17 protein-coding genes are annotated in these 19,204 nt (G+C 39.1%); 12 read left to right on the top strand and 5 right to left on the bottom strand.

Annotated elements, in window-relative coordinates; all coding sequences use genetic code 11:
* Positions 1-2: 2 nt before the first annotated feature.
* On the bottom strand, positions 3-860 hold the full coding sequence (locus MWU78_RS15045; RefSeq protein WP_246999195.1) for a sugar phosphate isomerase/epimerase family protein: 858 nt from the start codon (positions 858-860) through the stop codon (positions 3-5).
* Between the two features lie 84 nt (positions 861-944).
* Positions 945-4,451 carry a PVC-type heme-binding CxxCH protein gene (locus MWU78_RS15040; protein WP_246999193.1) on the bottom strand — a complete coding sequence of 1,169 codons (3,507 nt, stop codon included), beginning with the start codon at positions 4,449-4,451 and terminating at the stop codon, positions 945-947.
* A 194-nt stretch (positions 4,452-4,645) separates the two neighbouring features.
* Between MWU78_RS15040 and MWU78_RS15035 the strand changes: the two genes are divergently transcribed.
* The 6 genes from MWU78_RS15035 to rpiA all read left to right on the top strand — a co-directional run bounded on the left by MWU78_RS15035 (position 4,646) and on the right by rpiA (position 10,798).
* Positions 4,646-5,512, top strand: coding sequence for an AraC family transcriptional regulator (locus MWU78_RS15035; protein WP_246999191.1), 867 nt, complete (start codon positions 4,646-4,648; stop codon positions 5,510-5,512).
* A gap of 75 nt (positions 5,513-5,587) precedes the next feature.
* Positions 5,588-7,144, top strand: coding sequence for an FAD-dependent protein (locus MWU78_RS15030; protein ID WP_246999188.1), 1,557 nt, complete (start codon positions 5,588-5,590; stop codon positions 7,142-7,144).
* 69 nt (positions 7,145-7,213) lie between these two features.
* Positions 7,214-8,488, top strand: coding sequence for a DEAD/DEAH box helicase (locus MWU78_RS15025; RefSeq protein WP_246999187.1), 1,275 nt, complete (start codon positions 7,214-7,216; stop codon positions 8,486-8,488).
* A gap of 130 nt (positions 8,489-8,618) precedes the next feature.
* Entirely contained in the window at positions 8,619-9,461 is an 843-nt protein-coding gene (locus tag MWU78_RS15020) for an endonuclease/exonuclease/phosphatase family protein (RefSeq protein ID WP_246999186.1), read from the top strand.
* An 8-nt stretch (positions 9,462-9,469) separates the two neighbouring features.
* A complete protein-coding gene (locus MWU78_RS15015) occupies positions 9,470-10,081 on the top strand; it encodes an FMN-binding negative transcriptional regulator (RefSeq protein ID WP_246999185.1) in 612 nt (203 codons plus the stop codon).
* A 42-nt stretch (positions 10,082-10,123) separates the two neighbouring features.
* The gene (rpiA, locus tag MWU78_RS15010) at positions 10,124-10,798 is read left to right on the top strand and encodes a ribose-5-phosphate isomerase RpiA (RefSeq protein WP_246999184.1); all 675 of its coding nucleotides are present in this window, start codon (positions 10,124-10,126) and stop codon (positions 10,796-10,798) included.
* Between the two features lie 142 nt (positions 10,799-10,940).
* Here rpiA and MWU78_RS15005 read toward each other — a convergent pair whose 3' ends face one another.
* From MWU78_RS15005 to MWU78_RS14995, 3 genes are all read right to left on the bottom strand, one after another.
* Complete coding sequence (locus tag MWU78_RS15005) at positions 10,941-11,729, bottom strand: hypothetical protein (protein WP_246999183.1); 789 nt, start codon at positions 11,727-11,729, stop codon at positions 10,941-10,943.
* Positions 11,730-11,942: 213 nt separating this feature from the next.
* Complete coding sequence (locus tag MWU78_RS15000) at positions 11,943-12,677, bottom strand: response regulator (RefSeq protein WP_246999181.1); 735 nt, start codon at positions 12,675-12,677, stop codon at positions 11,943-11,945.
* 2 nt (positions 12,678-12,679) lie between these two features.
* Positions 12,680-14,632: a histidine kinase dimerization/phosphoacceptor domain -containing protein gene (locus MWU78_RS14995; RefSeq protein ID WP_246999173.1), complete on the bottom strand. Its 1,953-nt coding sequence runs from the start codon at positions 14,630-14,632 to the stop codon at positions 12,680-12,682.
* A gap of 183 nt (positions 14,633-14,815) precedes the next feature.
* Between MWU78_RS14995 and MWU78_RS14990 the strand changes: the two genes are divergently transcribed.
* The 6 genes from MWU78_RS14990 (at position 14,816) to MWU78_RS14965 (ending at position 19,131) form a co-directional block, all read left to right on the top strand.
* The gene (locus MWU78_RS14990) at positions 14,816-15,355 is read left to right on the top strand and encodes an ester cyclase (RefSeq protein WP_246999171.1); all 540 of its coding nucleotides are present in this window, start codon (positions 14,816-14,818) and stop codon (positions 15,353-15,355) included.
* A 60-nt stretch (positions 15,356-15,415) separates the two neighbouring features.
* Complete coding sequence (locus MWU78_RS14985) at positions 15,416-16,183, top strand: hypothetical protein (protein ID WP_246999169.1); 768 nt, start codon at positions 15,416-15,418, stop codon at positions 16,181-16,183.
* A gap of 41 nt (positions 16,184-16,224) precedes the next feature.
* A complete protein-coding gene (locus MWU78_RS14980; RefSeq protein ID WP_246999167.1) occupies positions 16,225-16,992 on the top strand; it encodes a hypothetical protein in 768 nt (255 codons plus the stop codon).
* A 146-nt stretch (positions 16,993-17,138) separates the two neighbouring features.
* Positions 17,139-17,603 (top strand): hypothetical protein, encoded by a 465-nt coding sequence (locus MWU78_RS14975; RefSeq protein ID WP_246999165.1) that lies wholly within the window; start codon positions 17,139-17,141, stop codon positions 17,601-17,603.
* A 63-nt stretch (positions 17,604-17,666) separates the two neighbouring features.
* Positions 17,667-18,587: an ester cyclase gene (locus MWU78_RS14970; protein ID WP_246999163.1), complete on the top strand. Its 921-nt coding sequence runs from the start codon at positions 17,667-17,669 to the stop codon at positions 18,585-18,587.
* Positions 18,588-18,621: 34 nt separating this feature from the next.
* Positions 18,622-19,131, top strand: a complete 510-nt coding sequence (locus MWU78_RS14965) for a RidA family protein (RefSeq protein ID WP_246999160.1) — start codon at positions 18,622-18,624, stop codon at positions 19,129-19,131.
* Positions 19,132-19,204 lie beyond the last annotated feature (73 nt).

The raw sequence follows: 19,204 nt of genomic DNA, 5'->3' as shown, positions 1-19,204 counted from the left end.
TTTTAATTAAATGTCCTTTTTAAAAAATCGATTCCCTGAGAGGCGAATTGGTCCTGGCTCTTGGCCAGATTTTTCCAAATACACACGGCTCCAGCCAATTCCTTAATTTCCGGGGTAAAGCTTTCTATCACAATGGCCCCCTTGTAATTAATAGCCTTTAAGCCCTCTGCAAAATCGGCCCAAGGCGTTAATCCGGTACCAGGAATTCCCCTATGGTTCTCCGAAACCTGAACGTGTATCAATTTGTCACCTACCGTTTTTATAGCCTGTGCAATATTCCCTTCTTCAATGGTCATATGAAATCCATCCAATAACACCTTGGCTCTATTATGGTTGACATCCGCTATAAAATGCATAACGTCCTCAGCGGTATTGACCATATCGGATTCAAAACGATTTAGCGGTTCCAAAGCTATAGACACCCCGTGATCCTGAGCCATTGCACAAACCTTTGCCACATTGCTCACCGCTAGGTCCCATTCCCGCTTCCTTTCTTCTTTGGAAAGCATTCTAGCCTTACCTACCGCAGCATACATGGGGCCCGCCAAAAACTCTACCTCCCACAGATTACATAGTTGAAAACATTTTTCAATATAATTGAAGCAATTTTGATGTACTGCGGCATCCTCATGGGTCAGATCTTTTGATGGCCCAAAAGCACCGCAAACAACCGCTTGTAGCCCATTGTCCTTTAATGCCTTTTTAATCACTTCCCCATTAATTAAATCCGGCTCTTCTACTGGGATTTCCACCAGATCATACCCCAATTTTTTAATTTTAGGGAACAGGGCAATGGATTGTGAATTAAACGGTGATTCCCAAAGCCAAGTGCTTACACCGTATTTTACATCTTTTATCATTCTAGAATAGTTACTTTAAATAAGTTACACCAATAACTTATATTACAATTATATACTTTAAAAATATAGAGGTTTTTATACCGTCTATTTTGCCTTGACTACCTTCATAACTCCTTGCATTATTCGCCAATGTCCAGGAAAGGTGCAGATAAATGGATAATCTCCTGGTTCTTTGGGAGCTATGAATTTTAATACAACCTTTTCTTCAGGGTTTATGATAGCACTGGCGAAAAGCACTTCAGGCATGTCAGGAACATAATTTTTCTCCGCACCATTGGGGTCCATTGCCATTTTATCGGCGGCCATGCCCACTTTCTCCTTTTCACCAGATTTGGTAATAACAAGGTTGTGCTGCATAAAATCCGTATTCTCAAAAACCAGCTCTACAACTTTTTCCGCTTCTACCACAAATTCGGTTATGTCGTATTTCATTTCGTTTTTAATAGTCTTGATATTAACAACAATGGCATTGGAACTGCTTACCGAACTATTTTCCTCACCCAATTCAACCTTATTGATATAGGTTTCTACCAGGAGTTCCGCTAGCGACTTATCGGCAAAGAGGTTCTTGGCAGATTTGGAAAAATCCAACTCAATTTCATATTTCCAATCCCCTGCCAACGAGACTTTATATTGGCCAGTCTTTAAGAACATTTGCTCCTTTTTGCCCCAAATTCCACCCCCGCCACCAGTGTCCTCGACCCGGACGGCAATGGAATTACTACCGGCTTTCAAGACCCCGGATGGAATCTGATATACCCTATTGGCCTGATAATCTTTCTCAGTTCCTCCAACCAGCGTACCATTAATATAGACCTTATCGGAATCGTCTACAGGGCCTAAAGAAATGGTACCCGCCTTGGTAGCAACATTGGAAGGAACATCAACATTTTTGCGAAACCAAATTATACCATCCATCTGCAATCCAGCATCCTCAATTAACTGCGGAAGGAGCATAGTTTCCCACTTGGAATCGTCAAGCTCCATTACTTGTCTTTGATCTGTAATGGATGATCCAACTTTAAAATCAGGCTTGGAAGCCATGAATGCAGTGATAAATCCTTGATGATGTTTACTACCGGCCACGTAAAGTGCCTTTGCCAACCAGTCATCGGCCGCAACTTGCCCGTCCTTACTCAACTCAAACAATTGCCTCCCAATTTCAGCATTAGGTTCCCTTTCGGAAAAATACAAAAGGGCGGCCAATTGTACCTCAGGGTCTTTGTCCTTCAATAAATTGGATTCCAACAGCAACGCATCTATAATCTGGTTTTTTGGCAAGATCTGAATGGCGGCTTTTCTTATCGCTCCTGATTTATGCTTTAAGGCAGTCTTGACGGCCTCCATTGCCTCGACATTGGAAGAAACAACACCAAGTCCGTCTAAAGTCCATAAACCATGTAATGCCCCAGGATTAAGTCCCAAAGCGTCCACTTCGGCATTCCTTACCAATTTGATAAGATCTGATACAACATCGGTATTTCCATTTTCAATCAATAAACGCTGGGCGGTCATTCGCCAAAACATATTATCATTGGAAAGGGCTTTTACCAAACCTTTTGAATCGTTCTTATCCAAGGACACTGATTCTTTGTCCTCACTATCATTGGGTAAAATGCGCCAAATACGCCCCTTGGATTTATCACGTAGGGGGTTTTCGTAGGCATTCCCTAGTCCGTTAACGGCATCATATCCTCCACTATCTGCGTTAGGGGTCGGATTGTGTTGAATAATAAAATTATACCAGTCCAATACCCAAACCGCACCATCCGGCCCAACTTTGGCCTCCACCGGGGAAACCCATTCATCCGAGCTGGCCATTAAATTACCCCCATCCCTTTCTATATATCCGGCTCCATCTTTTTCAATTTTGGCAATATGAACTACCCCGCCCGTTGGTTCGCAAACAAAGGCATAGGCGTTCCAATATTGCTGTGGAAAGCTTCGGGCAGTGTAAAAATGGTGCCCTGCGGCGGCTGTAAAGCCCCCAAAAACATCAACCTGTCTTATATTTTGCGTAATAGGCAACATGGCGTAATGGCCATCTATTTTTGTACTTCCCTTAAGTGATATCCCTGCCACATCTTTTAAGCTCTTATTTGGTATCCCCATAAAAACACTATGGGTATTGTTAGCGGTGGATGCAAAAATTGAATTATCCTCGGTAATCCCCAAACCCCAAGTATTGTTACTCGTATTCGTCAGAAATTCGAAATTCCCAAAGTCCTTATTGAAACGATATATACCTTGACCAAATTCAAAATTTTCACCGGAAATAATCCCTTTAAACCCTGAATACCCAACTACCCCGTAGATATAATTATCAATTCCCCTCTGAAGGTTCGATGGCCCGGCGTGGGTATCAAAGACACCCCAGCCATTAATAGCTATTTCCTTTACATCTGCTATATCATCGCCATCAGTATCTTTCAAAAACAGGAAATATGGCGCTTGGGAAACCAAAATCCCTCCATTCACAAAAGTAAAACTGGTAGGTATATTTAATTTATCGGCGAAGACTGTAAACTTATCGGCTATTCCATCCCCGTCCGTGTCTTCGCAAATTTTTATTCTGTCGTCTCCGGAGCCTTTGTCATCACGCACGGTATTGGGATAGTCAACGGTCTCTATCACCCAAAGTCTACCTTTCTCATCCCAGTTCATGGCTATAGGGTTAATAATATTTGGCTCGGAAGCAAATAGTTCCAGCTTAAACCCAGGTGGGACCTGAATTAATTTAGCCGATTCCTCCGGTGACAAAGGCAATTGGTATTTGGGGGCAGGATCTCTTTTCTCATAATTGGGGATATTGGCCATTTCCTTATAACTCAGACTTGGTATGTCCTTGGAGAATTCCTCCCAGTTCTTTTTAACTTGGTCACTTACCGCCCAGAGAATACCCTCTTTAATAAGTTTTTGAAATCCGGGTTTGCTCCAAGTTCTTTCATCGTGACCGTAAGCTGTATAGAATACCTTGCCTTTGCCAAATTGCTTTACCCAAGTCCATGGTTCATGATGTTCACCTTCCACCCTCTCCATCAAGACGGTAATATCATCGACCAACTTATCATGAACATAGGTTTCGTCCCATGTGGAGAACTCTTCCACGTCCTGCATGATAGGGTGTGACTTATCTATAACTTTGGCCGTAAAGGTATCCGTGCCGTGTGATTTAAATTGCCCTCCTACCAACTCCACATATTCTTCAGACTCGTTAAAACAGAAGCTCGCGCAATGAATAGGGATAAATGCATGACCTTCGGCAACATAATCCAGCAATGCCTTTTCCTGTTCTGGAAACCTACTTTCATGATTGGCATAAATAATTACCCCGTCATAAAGTTCCAAATTTTCCGGATTTAGATCTTCTACCTCCTCTGTATAGGTAATATTAATACCACTTTGCGTTAGGGCTGAGGCCAATATAGGCATGTAGACCCTAGAATTATGGTGCTCCATGGCATGGCCTAGGAACAACATTTCTATTCGTCTAGGTTGATCGTCCTTCTTTTTCTTCTGGGAAGAATTACAAGCTGCTAGGGTTAGAATAACTATTAGCCAACAGAATAGACGTGCCATTATGGTTTTCATGATAAAATTTTATTTGTGTTCAACAATGATAACCATTAAACGGGCATAAAGAATACTATATGTTATCCAAAGTTGACTATATTATATCATAGGATTAGATTTATACCTATATTTACAGATAAAAAACTACAAAATACCGACTTCATACTAAAAACTTGTTGTTCTTTTTTAATCAATTCAATCCTTATTTCTAAGTGAAATCTGCCTTACAAAAATCGCCCATTCCAAACTCCCACGCCTTTGTAGCCAAACTTTTGCGACAACCCAATTTTGACCCTATATGGCACTTTCACCCGGAATATCAATTATTTATGGTCTTAAAAGGCAGTGGCACTCGGTTTATTGGTGACCATGTAAAACATTTTAGGGAGGGGGACATCACTTTTACCGGTCCCAATTTACCGCATATGTGGCGGAGTGACAATGAAGGCATGACAGTAGAGCAGAATTTATGGTCAGAGGGAATTGTGGTATACTTTCACGAGGATTTTATAGGCAACAGTCTTTTGCAAAAGGAAGAAATGATCAAACTTAGGCAATTGTTTCAAAAGAGCCTGCGGGGGCTGGATATTACCGGCAAAACAGCCTGCTCCATTCGCGTTATGCTAAGCAATCTTTTACATCTTGAAGGCATGGACAGCGTTTTGGAATTGTTCAAAATACTAAACTGCCTTTCCAACACAACGGAAACTACCTTATTGGCCAGTCCCGGCTATACCAACTCCTTAAAAGAAGGTGATACGGAAAGAATGAATAATGTACACGCCTACGTAATGAAAAATTTCAGAGGAAAAATAGAGTTGGACACCGTGGCTTCCTTGGCCAATATGACGCCTACCTCGTTCAGCAGGTATTTTAAAATCCATGCCAATAAAACCTTTTCGGAATTTTTAAGTGAGATTAGGATTGGTTATGCCTGCAAACTCTTGATCGAAGAAAAAATGAATATTGGTCAGGCATGCTATGAGAGCGGATTCCAAACCTTATCCAATTTCAACAAACAGTTCAAGGCGATTACGAAAAGAACTCCGATGTCCTATAAAAAAGAATACAAAGTTTAACCAAACATTGGGCCTAGGAGCCTGCCCAATAATTTTTTGAATAAATAATTACTTTAATTAAAGTAATTTTGCGCTATGGTAAGAAACATTCAGCTTAGGACCACCCTATTGGAAGAATCAGTAGAAGATATCCTGAAAAAGAAAGCTGCAAAATATTTGGGAACCCACATTCAGGAAATTTCAACGATCAAAGTGCTTCGAAAATCTATCGATGCGCGGAAATCTACCATATATTTCAATTATAAGGTTTCAGTTTACATCAACCAACCTGCACCAAAAAATAATGAGTACAGCTTTGAGTACAAAGATGTTTCCAAAGCCAAAAAAATACATATAATAGGTTTTGGACCTGCAGGCATGTATGCCGCTTTACGCTGTTTAGAATTGGGATATAGACCCATCGTCCTGGAAAGGGGAAAAAATGTTAAGGACCGTAGGCGCGACCTAAAGGCCATTAACAGAGATCATATCGTAAACGAAGATTCCAATTACTGTTTTGGAGAAGGGGGTGCAGGCACCTATTCCGACGGCAAACTGTACACCCGAAGCCTTAAAAGAGGCGATGTTCGGAGAATCTTCGAAAACTTGGTTTTTCACGGTGCAACAGATCAAATCCTAATAGATGCCCACCCACATATAGGCACCAACAAATTACCCAAACTGGTGCAGAATATTAGGGAGACCATAATTAAACATGGAGGGGAGATACACTTTCAAACCAAGGTAGTCGATTTTAAGATTCTCAATAACGCTATCAAAGGAATCGTTTTGCATGATGGCACCGAAATGCCCACGGACAGAGTTATTTTGGCTACAGGGCATTCCGCAAGGGATATATACTATTTGTTGAACAACAAAAAAATTGCCATACAAGCCAAGTCATTCGCCATGGGGGTAAGGGTAGAACACCCACAACATATTATAGACAGCATTCAATACCATTGTTCCGGAGAACGCAACGAGTTGCTTCCGGCTGCTTCCTATAGTCTGGTGGAACAGGTTAAGGATAGAGGGGTATATTCGTTTTGCATGTGCCCGGGTGGGTTTATAGTTCCCGCGGCAACGGCTCCTGGAGAAGTGGTCGTCAACGGTATGTCGCCCTCCAAGAGAAACAACTTATTTGCCAATTCGGGAATTGTTGTTGAGATAAATGTGGATGTTGATATTCATAAATATGAACACTTTGGTGCATTGAAAGGGTTGGAATACCAAAAAGATTTGGAACGATTGGCTTTTACCTCAGGAGGACGGAACCAAACTGCTCCTGCACAGCGATTAACTGATTTTGTTGAAGGAAAACTGTCCAACGATCTAAATATGACTTCATATCAACCGGGTCTAAAATCCGCTCCTTTACATTCGCTTTTACCCAAATTGATTGGTGGCAGACTACGTACTGGTTTCACCGCCTTTGGAGAAAAAATGAAGGGTTACTACACTGGAGAAGCCAATATTGTGGGAGTGGAATCCAGAACCTCTTCGCCGGTAAACATTCCCAGAAAAGAAAATTTGGAACATCCAGAAATCAAGGGACTATTTCCCTGTGGTGAGGGTGGCGGTTACGCTGGCGGAATAGTATCAGCGGCCATGGACGGTGAACGATGTGCAGAGGCCGCAGCCGCTGGACTCTAGGTCTATTTATTGAATTAAACTGTTTATCCAAACTAATCCCCTACCTTTGCCACTTATTTTACATACTACATGACATTCAAAGACTTAGGTATTATAGAGCCTATCCTAAAAGCCCTAACGGCAGAAGGCTACACAAATCCAACTCCAATACAAGAACAGTCCATTCCCATATTACTTAAGGGCAAGGACCTATTGGGTTGCGCACAAACAGGAACCGGTAAAACGGCGGCATTTTCCATCCCCATCATTCAACAAATGGTTATGGAACGGGAAGACAATCAACAACAACGAAAAATTAGAACCTTGGTAGTTACCCCTACAAGGGAACTGGCCATCCAGATCGGAGAAAGTTTCACCTCTTACTCTCGATTTACAGGAATAAGAAACACTGTAATTTTTGGAGGTATTAAACAGGGAAGGCAAACTGATGCCCTAAGAAAGGGAGTTGATGTGGTTATAGCCACCCCAGGAAGGTTACTGGATTTAATGAATCAAGGGTTTATTTCCCTTAGGGATATTAAGTACGCCGTTTTGGATGAGGCCGACCAAATGTTGGATATGGGCTTTATCCACGATATAAAAAAGATAATAGCCAAACTACCTTCAAATAGACAATCGCTATTCTTCTCCGCCACCATGCCCCCGGCTATTGTGGAACTATCCAAAAAGATCTTGGGCGATTTTGACCGTGTTACCATTAAACCTCAACAGGCCACAGCCGAAAAAGTAGAACAAGGTGTTTATTTTGTCACCAAAAAAAATAAACCAAACTTATTGATTCATCTTTTGGAAAGGGAGCCCAATGATTCTGCCCTTGTTTTTTCACGGACCAAGCATGGCGCCAATAAAATTGTAAAACAATTGGCCAAGGCCGATATTAAGGCCGATGCCATTCACGGAAATAAGTCACAAAATGCTAGACAAAAAGCATTGGGCGATTTTAAGGATGGTGAATTAAAGGTGCTAATTGCAACGGACATAGCCGCTAGGGGAATAGATGTTGAGGAACTTGCCTTGGTCATCAATTACGACTTGCCCAATGTTCCGGAAACTTATGTACATCGTATAGGTAGAACAGGTAGGGCCAGTGCCAGTGGTATTGCGCTATCCTTCTGCGATGCAGAAGAAAGACCTTATCTAAAGGATATACAAAAACTTATAAACCAGCAGGTTCCCGTAATAAAGGACCATCCGTTTGTGGATGATGGATCCGAAGAGGTGCCTTTGGTAGAAAAAAAACATCACAATAATAGGCAAAAACCAAGAACAGGTCATTCCAATCCAAGGGGCGGTAGAAATAACAACCATAATAGGAATGGCAATAACAGACCAAAAAGGGATTAATATTTAAAAATTAATCGGTTTTTGGCCATATTGATTATTGATATAAATCCCCGATAATTAGCAGGTATTTAAAAAATTCAAGATATTTATTCTTTTAAAACAACCTAATTTTTAAAAGAATAAATATCAAATGAATAAGTTATATACTACGCTCCTAATTGGTTTGGTCCTTTTTGCTATTCCACTACCCTTACTATCCCAAACTACAAACATCATCAGTTATAACATTAAGTATGACAATACTGGAGATACCATCAACAATTGGAACGACCGTAAAGCGTCATTGGCGAAACTCATTCGGCATTATGAGGCGGATATTGTAGGTATCCAGGAGGGACTGCACCATCAGGTGGACTACTTAAATACTGCCCTAAACGGCTATTCCTATGTGGGAGTTGGCCGAGATGATGGTCAAGAAAAAGGCGAATATTCGGCAATTTTCTATAATACCGATAAATTCAAAATACTTAAAACGAATACTTTTTGGTTGTCCGAAACACCCGAAAAAGTATCGGTAGGATGGGATGCCTCTTTGGAGCGAATCTGTACCTATGCCCTGTTTGAAAATATAAAGACCAAAAAACAATTTTGGGTCTTCAATACCCATTTTGATCATCGGGGAATGCAGGCCAGGGTCAACTCCGCACAACTCATTTATAAAAAAATAAATGAAATAAATACCTCCAAGCTTCCTGTAATCGTAATGGGCGATTTAAATTTAACCCCTGACACCGAGCCTATTCAATATTTAAAAGATAACCTTACAGATGCCATGGAAGTATCACAAAAACCATTCTATGGTCCTATTGGCACCTTTAATGGATTTGATCAGGACAGAATTATGGAAAATAGAATAGACTACTTTTTTGTACAAAATGTTGACGTCCTATCCTATACCCATATTGATGACAGGATGCCCAATAACAAACATATTTCGGACCATTTGCCTATTCTAATGACCATTGCCAATTAGTTGATGATATGTACACCCCATCGCATTATAAAAATAAAGGCCTAACAGAAGTAAAGGAATTCATAAAGCAAAACAGTTTTGGAATATTGGTGAACCAAACCAATGGGAAGCCTTGGGCCACACATATCCCCCTAGAGTTGGATTTGGACCAGGAAGGAAAGGATATTCTGGTGGGGCATATCTCCAAAGCAAATCCCCAATGGAAGGCCTTTAAGGTTGACGAAGAAGTCCTTACCATCTTTAATGGTCCACACAGCTATGTCTCCTCATCTTGGTATAAGGAAGAGGAAGTACCCACCTGGAACTATATTGCTGTTCATGTATACGGGAAAATAAAAATATTGGAGGAAGCTGCCGTCCTCGCCTCCCTACATAAATTAGTGGACAAATATGAAAAAGAATCCTCAGATCCCATTTCCATAAATAATCTATCCAAGAATACCATGAAACAAATTAAGGGTATCGTAGGATTCCAAATCAGTATTACCGATATTCAAGCTACCTATAAATTGTCTCAAACAAGGCAACAGGACCATCCAAAAATATTGGAAGAACTACAGAAAACCAATAAGCCTGGTTCCTTGGCAATTGCCAGTTGCATGAAACATATGAAAAAGTAAAACCCAAAAGTATTTATTATTCGCATTCAAAAATATTGATACATGAGCCTAGATCAAGAAAAACTAATAGCTGCCAAAGAAGCAGTGAAATATATTAAAAGTGGCATGACTGTGGGATTGGGAACAGGTTCTACTGCAGCCCATATGGTTAATGAATTGGGGAAACTAGTTTTAAACGGACTAAAAATAGTCGGAGTACCCTCCTCGGAAAGCACAAAAAAATTAGCAACTGAAAAGGGAATACCACTTGTCACTTTGGAAAATGCCAGTTCAATTGATGTCTATATTGATGGTGCCGATGAATTTGACCCCTATATGCAACTTATAAAAGGAGGTGGAGGCGCCCTTTTAAGGGAGAAAATATTGACCTATAATTCCGATTTGGTCATCATAATTGCAGATTCGCAAAAAGAGGTAAAAAGATTGGGCAATTATAAACTACCAGTGGAAACCATTCCATTCGCCACACAGAAAATTGAGCAGTTGTTGAACAAAATGGGGCTTCAGCCTAAATTAAGAATAAAGGATGGTAAAAATTTTATCACGGATGAAGGTAATTTTATTCTAGATCTTGACATTGCGCATATTACCAATATTCCCTCCTTGGAAAGCCGCCTAAATCAAATTCCTGGTATTGTAGAAACCGGGCTATTCCTGGATATGGCCGATATCATTATTGTCGGGAAAGGTGAAACCTCCGTTTCTATTAAAAAATAATAAAGTTTGTGCTATTTAATGTAACGCTTTAATGTAACGCTATTCCGGACAACTAGACTTTCTTGGCCACCATATACAGAAGAACCTATAAAATTACGTTATAGGTTCTTCTGTATTATAATAAAATAATCAGGAAAATTGCTCAACGTGCTTTTCTGATCAATTTGGCCATATATACATATTTCATGTCCCTTAGCCCAATACCTTCTTCCATGGCTTTGGTTGATGCAGGGGTTGCCCCCTCTGTCCAATTAATATTTTGGTTCAATGCCTGCTCATAATCCTTAAACATACTTACGGTCATATGGGAAGCGTAGGTATCACTTCCTATAGGGCTAATAAAGCGTATTAAACCCCAATTGCCTTTTCCACCAGCATCTACAACTTTTTGGTGGATGGGCTGAAAGATTTCCATCTCAGCCTTTTCATATGAATCGTAATTCATTAAGTCGACCTTCATTAAATCTATTTGGGCTACCGTACCCAAAGACATATTGAACTCCCCTTTGGTAGTGGCAATTTCTTCTGCAAATATTCTTACCGCCAAGTCTCGGGTTGTCGAGGAATGGTTTAATTTTTTGTCAAGATCGGTTTCCGACATTTTCGGATACGCTGCCTTGGCCCTGTCCATCAAATGTGCCCAACTGCTACCGTCCATCATCTTTACCTGGTCGTTATATAGCGAAACGGTCAAGTACTGAAATCCCTGCTGTTCGCCCCCTGGACTCAGCGCCCATAGGTCCCAGCCGATAATATCACCTGCTTTTACACGTTGTAACTGAATTTTTTCCCAAAACTCTTCCGTGGCGCTATACTCCATTTCCTGTTCATTGTCCACTTGCATAAATTCAAATACCAAATACAATTTTTCTTGAGCAATAGCCAAATTGCCCATTAACAACAATGCGAATAGAATCAAAATTTTTTTCATGATTATTAGGTGTTATTGGTTAATGCTACTCTTTCGGATATAAATCTTCTTCAAAATCACAACCCAAATTAAAATCCATTCATTGGCTCGCTTGAACAAAATGGAATGTTATATTAACCAAATAATTTAATAATAATCAAGAAGTTAGGACGAATAGAAGTTATTATTGTCCGTAGGCAGGCTTAAAATTACCAAAGCATTGAACCAACTATATTAAATAGTATGTAAGTGTTTGAGAAGATGTTCTTTAAAAGATTTACTTATGGGTATAACTTTTCTATTAATTTCCAAATGGTTATCGGCAACCACATCCAATTTGGCAATGTTGACCATATAAGATCTATGAACCCTAATAAACATATGGCTCTTAATTTCCTTTTCAACAACCTTAAGGGTTGTACTGATCAAGTAGTTCCCACTAGATGTTATTATATTACTGTAATTTCTATCGGCCTCTATATAAAGAATTTCGTCTAACAGTAACTTCACCATTCGTCCATTATGTCTAACGAAAATTCGGTCTACCATAACTTCAAAATGTTCAGAGATATCTTTTACCTCTGCTCTATTTTCATGTATTTGATCTACGACCAAGGCAATGGTTCTCTGCAAATCCAAATTATTAAAGGGTTTTGAAATAAAGGCATAAGGGTGTGTAGCCTTAGCCTTGGTAAAAGTAGCTTCATCGCTATTGGCCGTAAGGTATATTATGGGAATCCTTTTGGATTTCTGAATCTCAATTGCCGCTTCAATTCCATTAATTGCTCCCTTTAGGTTAATATCCAATAAAATGATATCAGGGGTATTTGCCTTAGCGTGTAAAATGGCCTCCTCTCCCCTCGTTTCAATGCCCATGACTTCATATCCCAAATTGGAAAGTTGGACAGATATATTTGCAGCGATGATCATATCATCCTCAACAATTAAAATACGTGTTTTTTGGTTCATAATCAGGCTGCTTTATGATGTTGAAATTCAAATGAAACTGAAGTTCCTTTCTTTTGGCGTAACACCATTTTACCATCCAATTGCTTGGTTAAAAGTGCTATCAACTGCGTACCAAACCCTGTTCCATTTGCCATATTTCCATTCTTGATACCAATGCCATTGTCGTTAACCTTGAGTTCTAAATGATCGGATTTCTGTACAAGTCCTATAGTAATAGTTCCTTTAAGATTGTTTGGGAAAGCATATTTTAAGGCATTTGTAATCAATTCATTAACTATTAATCCTATAGGCGTTGCTATATCAACATTTAGTTCGATCTCTTGCATTTCATAAACCATATTGATTCTTTGTCCGCAACCGTAGGAGTGTAGTACATAATCTCCTAAAATTTTGAAGTAATTCTTCATCTCTATACTTGCCAAATTTTTTCCCTGATATAAATTTTGATGTATCATACTCATACTCTGGATCCGATTTTGGATTTGGTGCATGTTTTCCTTTATTTTTTGGTCGCCAATGTGGGTAGATTGGAGAGACAGCAAACTGGAAACCACCTCAAGATTATTCTTAACCCGGTGATGAATCTCTTTTATTAGGAATTCTTTTTCATTGTTCTGATGTTGCAACAATACATTCTTTCTTCGGTTGTTTTTAATGGCTACAAAGCCCAAGATCAATAGAAACAATAATAATCCGGTAATAATCGAGGTCAAGATCTGGTTGGTCTGTTGCTTTTTTATAGTTCCCTGTTGTAGAAGTATGGTATCTTCTTTTTGTGCAACCTCAAATTCCGTTTGCAACAAGGCAATTCTTTGATCGGATTCTGCCGTGAAGATTTCTTTTTTTAGCCCGTCATATTTTGAAAATGCTTTGTAAGCCTCCATATAGTTATGGTCGCCTGCATACGCTTTCCCCAAGGCTTCATATGCCTGACTCAAATAATATTCATCGCCAAAATCATCAGTCGCTACATTAAGTGATTTTTGAAGACTTTCTATTGCTTTTTTATATTTTCCCTGTAGATTCTGCATTTTTCCAATGGATAGCCAGGAACGCATCAGCATAAATCGGTTCTCCAACAATTCGGCATATTTAACGGCATTTTGTCCGGCCTTTTCAGCTTTCTTGTAATTGTTTAAATAGGCATATAAATCCACCAATGAGATATAAACATCACTCAAATTATTATAGAATCCGTAACGTTCCCCAATGGCCAAAGAATGCTCAAAATATTTTAGTGCTTCCTCATACCTATTTAATTTAAGATAGTTGTTGGCTACAACATAAAGGGTAAAATCATAATCAAGATCAGTAATCCCGCGTTCTTCAAAAAGGACTATGGATTTAATACCATATTTTAATCCTTTATCATATTTGGCCTGTTTCCAGAAAATATTGCTTAAGTCGCTATAAGCAAGCGCAATAGCCTTTTTGTCATTTTGCTCCTCCCCAAATCTCAAAGCTTCCATGGCATAATCGGCAGCCTTGTCCAATTGTCCCCGGCGTTCATAAACATACCCCAGTTGTGTATTTAAAAAAGCAAGGTCCTTGGTCAACACCTTACTTTTGGCGCTTTCCAATACTATTTGGGCACTGTCCAATTTTTCCATACGTAAAAGAATAGCCCCTTGGGTAATCTGAAATCGGCCATACCATAACCTATTTTCCATTTCAAGGGTACGCTCCAATCCCAACTTGGTATATTTTAAGGCCTTTATCAGATTTCTGGTATGCCAGTAATAGGCAAGATCGTTTAGAATCTCGAATTTTAGTGTATCCGTAGGAGCGCTTTCATAAAATTTCTCCAAGTGTTCCAAATAGGAGGCTCCAAAATTATCAGTATCCACAAACACCTTTTGGTAAGGAATCTCCCTATCAAAATCTATAAGTTGACCAGATAACAATGAGCTAAAGAAGATAGTAATGAAAATTGCTATGTAGTAGTGTTTACCCATTTTTTAAATCTATGATATACTTTAAAAGCCGGGGTTCTTAAATATACGAATATTATTTACATAAATCATAGGGTAATTAAAACCGCTTGTTCGGACAAAAAATCAAGCCCTCCGTCCTAAATGGATTGATTATCAACCCAAAAACCAATTAATTAGTTTCAGGTATGTAGTTATTTAATAGTCATGAAATCACCAGTAATACTTTTTATGTTTATGGTTATGGGTTGTATTTCCTGCAAAAACGACTCAAAAACTGTGGGCAATGAAATAATAACAGAAAATAATGATAGCCAGGAGATTACTGAAAAAAATAAGCTTCAATCATCTATAGATGCATATCTAAACATTAAGGATGAAGAGGAAATTAATGGGATGGTAACGGACAATTATATAAGAAACATGAACGGCATACCTGTAGTTACCAATAAATCAGAATTAAAGGCAAGAATAAACCTATATACAACCGGATTCCCAGACCATAATATTTCATTGAGCAACAGTAATGTATGTGAAAATGAGGGTTATGTCAACTGGGTCTTTTATGGAACCCATACAGGTCAATTTGCCGATGTAACTGCTACTGGAAAAAAAGTTAAAATAAACGGATTTTCACATCTGTATTTTAACGAAGAAGGACAAATATATCAAGAGGATATCTTTTACAATGAATTGGAATTTTTACAACAATTGGGATACTCCCTAGTAGCTCCAATTCTAGAATAATGTAGTAACTAAATGTTCCCTGCACAAGCAATATGTACGAACCATTAAATAATAAATGTCATGAGAACACTTAGGAATAATTTAATTACGGCCGCGCTCTGCATATTTTGGCTAGGAACAGGTATTGCTCAGGGCAATGACCAATTTCAGGCTTATTGGGTGCATGAAGATGTTGTAAAACCGAGCATGGTAATGCAATATGAAACTGTTTGCAAAGAACTAACCGATAATATGAAAAAACACAATATCCAGGGTCTTCAGGTAATAGTGTCGAATACCGTGGACAACCGTTACATGTGGATCAGTCCAATAAATACCATAGCTGATGTGGACCGTCCGGTTTTCCAAACATTATCCGAAAAAATGGGCCCTGAAAATATGACTGCCATGTTCAATAAAATGAACAAGTGTTACGACGTTGAACACGATTACATTATTCAAATGGATAAGGAGTTGTCCTATATGCCCGACGGAATTACCCAAACCCCTGAAGGACAAGAATATCGAAAGTTTCATTATTACTACTATACACCAGGAAACGCCACAATGGTTAAGGAAAAAGCTCAAGCTATAAAGAAATTATTTCAAAGCAAAGGGTCTAAACTACATTATAGGGTTTACCATAGTGGCTTTGGAAACAGAGGCGCCTATTATATGGTGGCCATTGCTGCCAAGGATGCTGCGGATTACGCCAACAAAATTACCGAGAACAATACATTAATGGGGCCGGAATGGCAAAGTACCTTTAATGATTTTATGGGCAGCTTGATACAATATGAGCTTGTTGAAGGCCGAATGAGGCCCGATATGGCCTATTCTCCCAAATAAGAAATTTTAAGAGCAACACTATAAACTAAAATTTAAAAATTATGAAAAACTTTAATCAATTATTTGTCTTTGTATTATTGGTACTGTTGACTCCCTGCCCTGCATTGGCACAAGCGGAGAAAAATCAGGCCTATTATGTCCATGAAGACCAGGTAAAACCTTCCATGATTCAAAAATACAACGAGGTATCCAAAGATTTTATGGAAGCCTGTAAAAAGCATAATCTACAGGACATTAGCTGGCAAGTGGCATCGACCTCTACCGGAAGGTATTTCAACATTTCCCCTATAGAAAACATGGCAGAACTAGACAAGAACGTTATGGCTCCCTTGTCTGAAAAAATGGGAGAGGAAGCCTTTAGAAATCTTTTTAAGCGGTATAATGAATGCTATGACAAACATGGCGATTATATGATTTACCTTAACAAAGAACTCACTTATATGCCTGAAGGGATTAGTACAACTACAGAAGGGCAAAACTACAGAAAATGGCATTTCTTACATGTTACCCCTAGCAACATTCAAAATCTTAAGGGAAAGCTGAAGGAATTAAAAGCCCTTTATACTTCAAAAGGATCCAAAGAGTACTATCGCATATACCACAATGGGTTTGGTAATATGGGCGATTACTATCTCGCTGTAATTTCGGCAATAGACGCCGAGGACTACGCTAAAAAATCCAAGGAAAATGAAGCATTATTGGGCGAAGAAGGAAAAAAACTATTTGATGAAGTGTTCAGTTACGTCCTAAAATATGAAACGGAGACTGGAGAAATGCATCCCGATTTAGCCTATACACCATCAAATTAAATTCACAAACAGGTAGGAACTTGGTTTCAAAGAAACCTTACGGTAAAAGTAATTTGAAATTTTCAATTTGAATTAGCACTTTTTAAAAGAAAATAAACCAAACCATTGCTACAGCCCCCCCTACCTGTTTTTTAGAAAGAATAAAAATGAAAATAGTAACAATTAAATTCAACATTATGACAACAATGAAATCAATTATCGGTGCCCTAATCGTCTTTGCCTTATTTATCCCAACATCTGCATCTGCACAGGAGGGACATTATTATACTGTAACCACCTGGACGCTTAGTATACCCGAAAATGGATCCAGGGCAGAGCTCAATGCCCATTTAAAAGAATTTTCTGAAAAAATAACCTTCAAAAACGACAAGGTAATCAGTGAAAAAGTGTTCCACCATATATCAGGTGCCGACTTACGCGATTTGGTTGTCATTAGTGAGTATGCCAATTGGAACGATATTGAAGCCGCATCCAATATGCAGAATGAATTGATGAAAACTGCGTGGCCCAATGAAGAAGAACGCATGGCCTTTATGAAGTCGTGGAATAAATACGTAGTTACCCATTCCGACGAGATATATCAAGAAATTCCGGAATTAACCAAAAAATAGCCTTGGTACAAATCCTGACGGGAATTTTTATCCCGTCAGGAACTAATAAAAAACTTAAACATTATGAAGAAATTACTAATTATTGGGCTGGCAATAGCTTTTATAACTGCATGTCAAGAAAAGGCACCTCAGCGGTATACTCAAAGTTCACCTGAAATTAATACCGTCAAGAAATTGATCGATAATTATAATAATAAAACATATGACACCAGTATCTATGCCGATACTTCAAAGACATATTACAATAGCAAGGAGACGGCCCTAACACCTGAGGAGGTTATTTCTTATCACAAAGAAAGGGATATGGCATACTCCAATAGAAGTTTCCTTGATAAGGACCAAGAATATGAAATGGTGCTTACGGATGATGGGGAAACATGGGTAAACTGTTGGTTGGATTGGCAAGGTACCCTAACCGGAAATGGTCAGGTAGTCAACATTCCCATACACCTCACCTATCGTTTCGCAGATGGCAAAATTGTTCGGGAAGTTGGGATGTGGGATCCCACGGCTGTGGTCCTTGCCGTCCAAGAAATCGAAATGAAAAACAGCATGTCTGCCGATGAAAAAGCTATACAGGCCACTATAGATAATGTAACCAAAGCTTGGAATGCGAATGATAAGGAATTAATGTATGCCAATTTGGCCAAAAATGTCATAAGAACGGCCAATGGTGTCCCCATTGCTAAAAAACAATCCGATTACGGCGACTTTATGGATATCTACCACAATGCATTTCCTGATTTTAAGGTAAGCTTGGACAAAACGGTAATTGATGGCAATAAGGCCTATCTCAACTGGACATGTACCGGCACCAACAAAGGGGAATTCATGGGAAATCCACCTACCAACAAAAAAATTGAAACCCACGGTTTTAGTGTTTGGATGTTCGACACCGAAGGAAAAGCCGTACGCGAAGACGCCTTTTATGACAATCTAGTAGTATACGAACAGTTGGGGTATTCAATGCCTATGCCAAAATAATTATAAAATTATAACCACTTAGCCTAAAACGAGCATGAATGCAAAATGGAATTTAACCGTCGGGTTCTTAATAGTTGCCTTGACAACAAGCTTAAGTTGCAAAGAAAAAATTAACATTGAAGAAGCTGAACAGCCAAAACCTACTATTGAGATGGAAGCTCCAAAGTATTTTCTGCTTCGTCCAGAGGTAGAGAAGGCCTATGGCTACTCACATGCCGTAAAAATCGGGAACGAAATAAAGATTTCAGGAGCAGTGAGCATGGATGACGAAGGCAATCCAACGGCCATTGGAGATCTGGAACAACAAATGAAAAATTGTTACTCCGATCTGGAAAAAATATTACAGCACTACGGTTGCACCTTCGATGATGTGGTTGTAGAAAATGTGTTCACCACCAATATGCCCAAGTTTCTTGAAATTGCCGCTTATAGAAACGAAGTTTACAAAAAGCAATTCCCAACAGGTTCCTGGCTAGGGGTAAAAGAATTGGCTCTTCCTGAATTTATGATCGAAATTGAAATGGAAGTGCATAAAGCGGAATAATAATAAGGCAAACCAATAAAATCACAATCAAATTAACTGTGCTATCCGACTATATAGCATTCTAAAAACCAAA

It is taken from the genome of Arenibacter sp. F26102, from assembly GCF_023015865.1.
Classification (GTDB): Bacteria; Bacteroidota; Bacteroidia; order Flavobacteriales; family Flavobacteriaceae; genus Arenibacter.
The sequence above is the reverse complement of the archived record's forward strand: the minus strand, read 5'-3'. Positions and strand labels throughout refer to the sequence as shown.

Bases quoted from the DNA above. Each gene is read 5' to 3' on its own strand.
- MWU78_RS14965 (WP_246999160.1), top strand. From the start codon at position 18,622: ATGAATGCAAAATGGAATTTAACCGTCGGGTTCTTAATAGTTGCCTTG.
- MWU78_RS15030 (WP_246999188.1), top strand. From the start codon at position 5,588: ATGGTAAGAAACATTCAGCTTAGGACCACCCTATTGGAAGAATCAGTA.
- MWU78_RS14975 (WP_246999165.1), top strand. From the start codon at position 17,139: ATGAAAATAGTAACAATTAAATTCAACATTATGACAACAATGAAATCA.
- rpiA (WP_246999184.1), top strand. From the start codon at position 10,124: ATGAGCCTAGATCAAGAAAAACTAATAGCTGCCAAAGAAGCAGTGAAA.
- MWU78_RS14990 (WP_246999171.1), top strand. From the start codon at position 14,816: ATGAAATCACCAGTAATACTTTTTATGTTTATGGTTATGGGTTGTATT.
- MWU78_RS15040 (WP_246999193.1), bottom strand. From the start codon at position 4,451: ATGAAAACCATAATGGCACGTCTATTCTGTTGGCTAATAGTTATTCTA.
- MWU78_RS14970 (WP_246999163.1), top strand. From the start codon at position 17,667: ATGAAGAAATTACTAATTATTGGGCTGGCAATAGCTTTTATAACTGCA.
- MWU78_RS15045 (WP_246999195.1), bottom strand. From the start codon at position 860: ATGATAAAAGATGTAAAATACGGTGTAAGCACTTGGCTTTGGGAATCA.
- MWU78_RS15020 (WP_246999186.1), top strand. From the start codon at position 8,619: ATGAATAAGTTATATACTACGCTCCTAATTGGTTTGGTCCTTTTTGCT.
- MWU78_RS15005 (WP_246999183.1), bottom strand. From the start codon at position 11,729: ATGAAAAAAATTTTGATTCTATTCGCATTGTTGTTAATGGGCAATTTG.
- MWU78_RS14985 (WP_246999169.1), top strand. From the start codon at position 15,416: ATGAGAACACTTAGGAATAATTTAATTACGGCCGCGCTCTGCATATTT.
- MWU78_RS15015 (WP_246999185.1), top strand. From the start codon at position 9,470: ATGTACACCCCATCGCATTATAAAAATAAAGGCCTAACAGAAGTAAAG.
- MWU78_RS14980 (WP_246999167.1), top strand. From the start codon at position 16,225: ATGAAAAACTTTAATCAATTATTTGTCTTTGTATTATTGGTACTGTTG.
- MWU78_RS15000 (WP_246999181.1), bottom strand. From the start codon at position 12,677: ATGAACCAAAAAACACGTATTTTAATTGTTGAGGATGATATGATCATC.
- MWU78_RS15025 (WP_246999187.1), top strand. From the start codon at position 7,214: ATGACATTCAAAGACTTAGGTATTATAGAGCCTATCCTAAAAGCCCTA.
- MWU78_RS14995 (WP_246999173.1), bottom strand. From the start codon at position 14,632: ATGGGTAAACACTACTACATAGCAATTTTCATTACTATCTTCTTTAGC.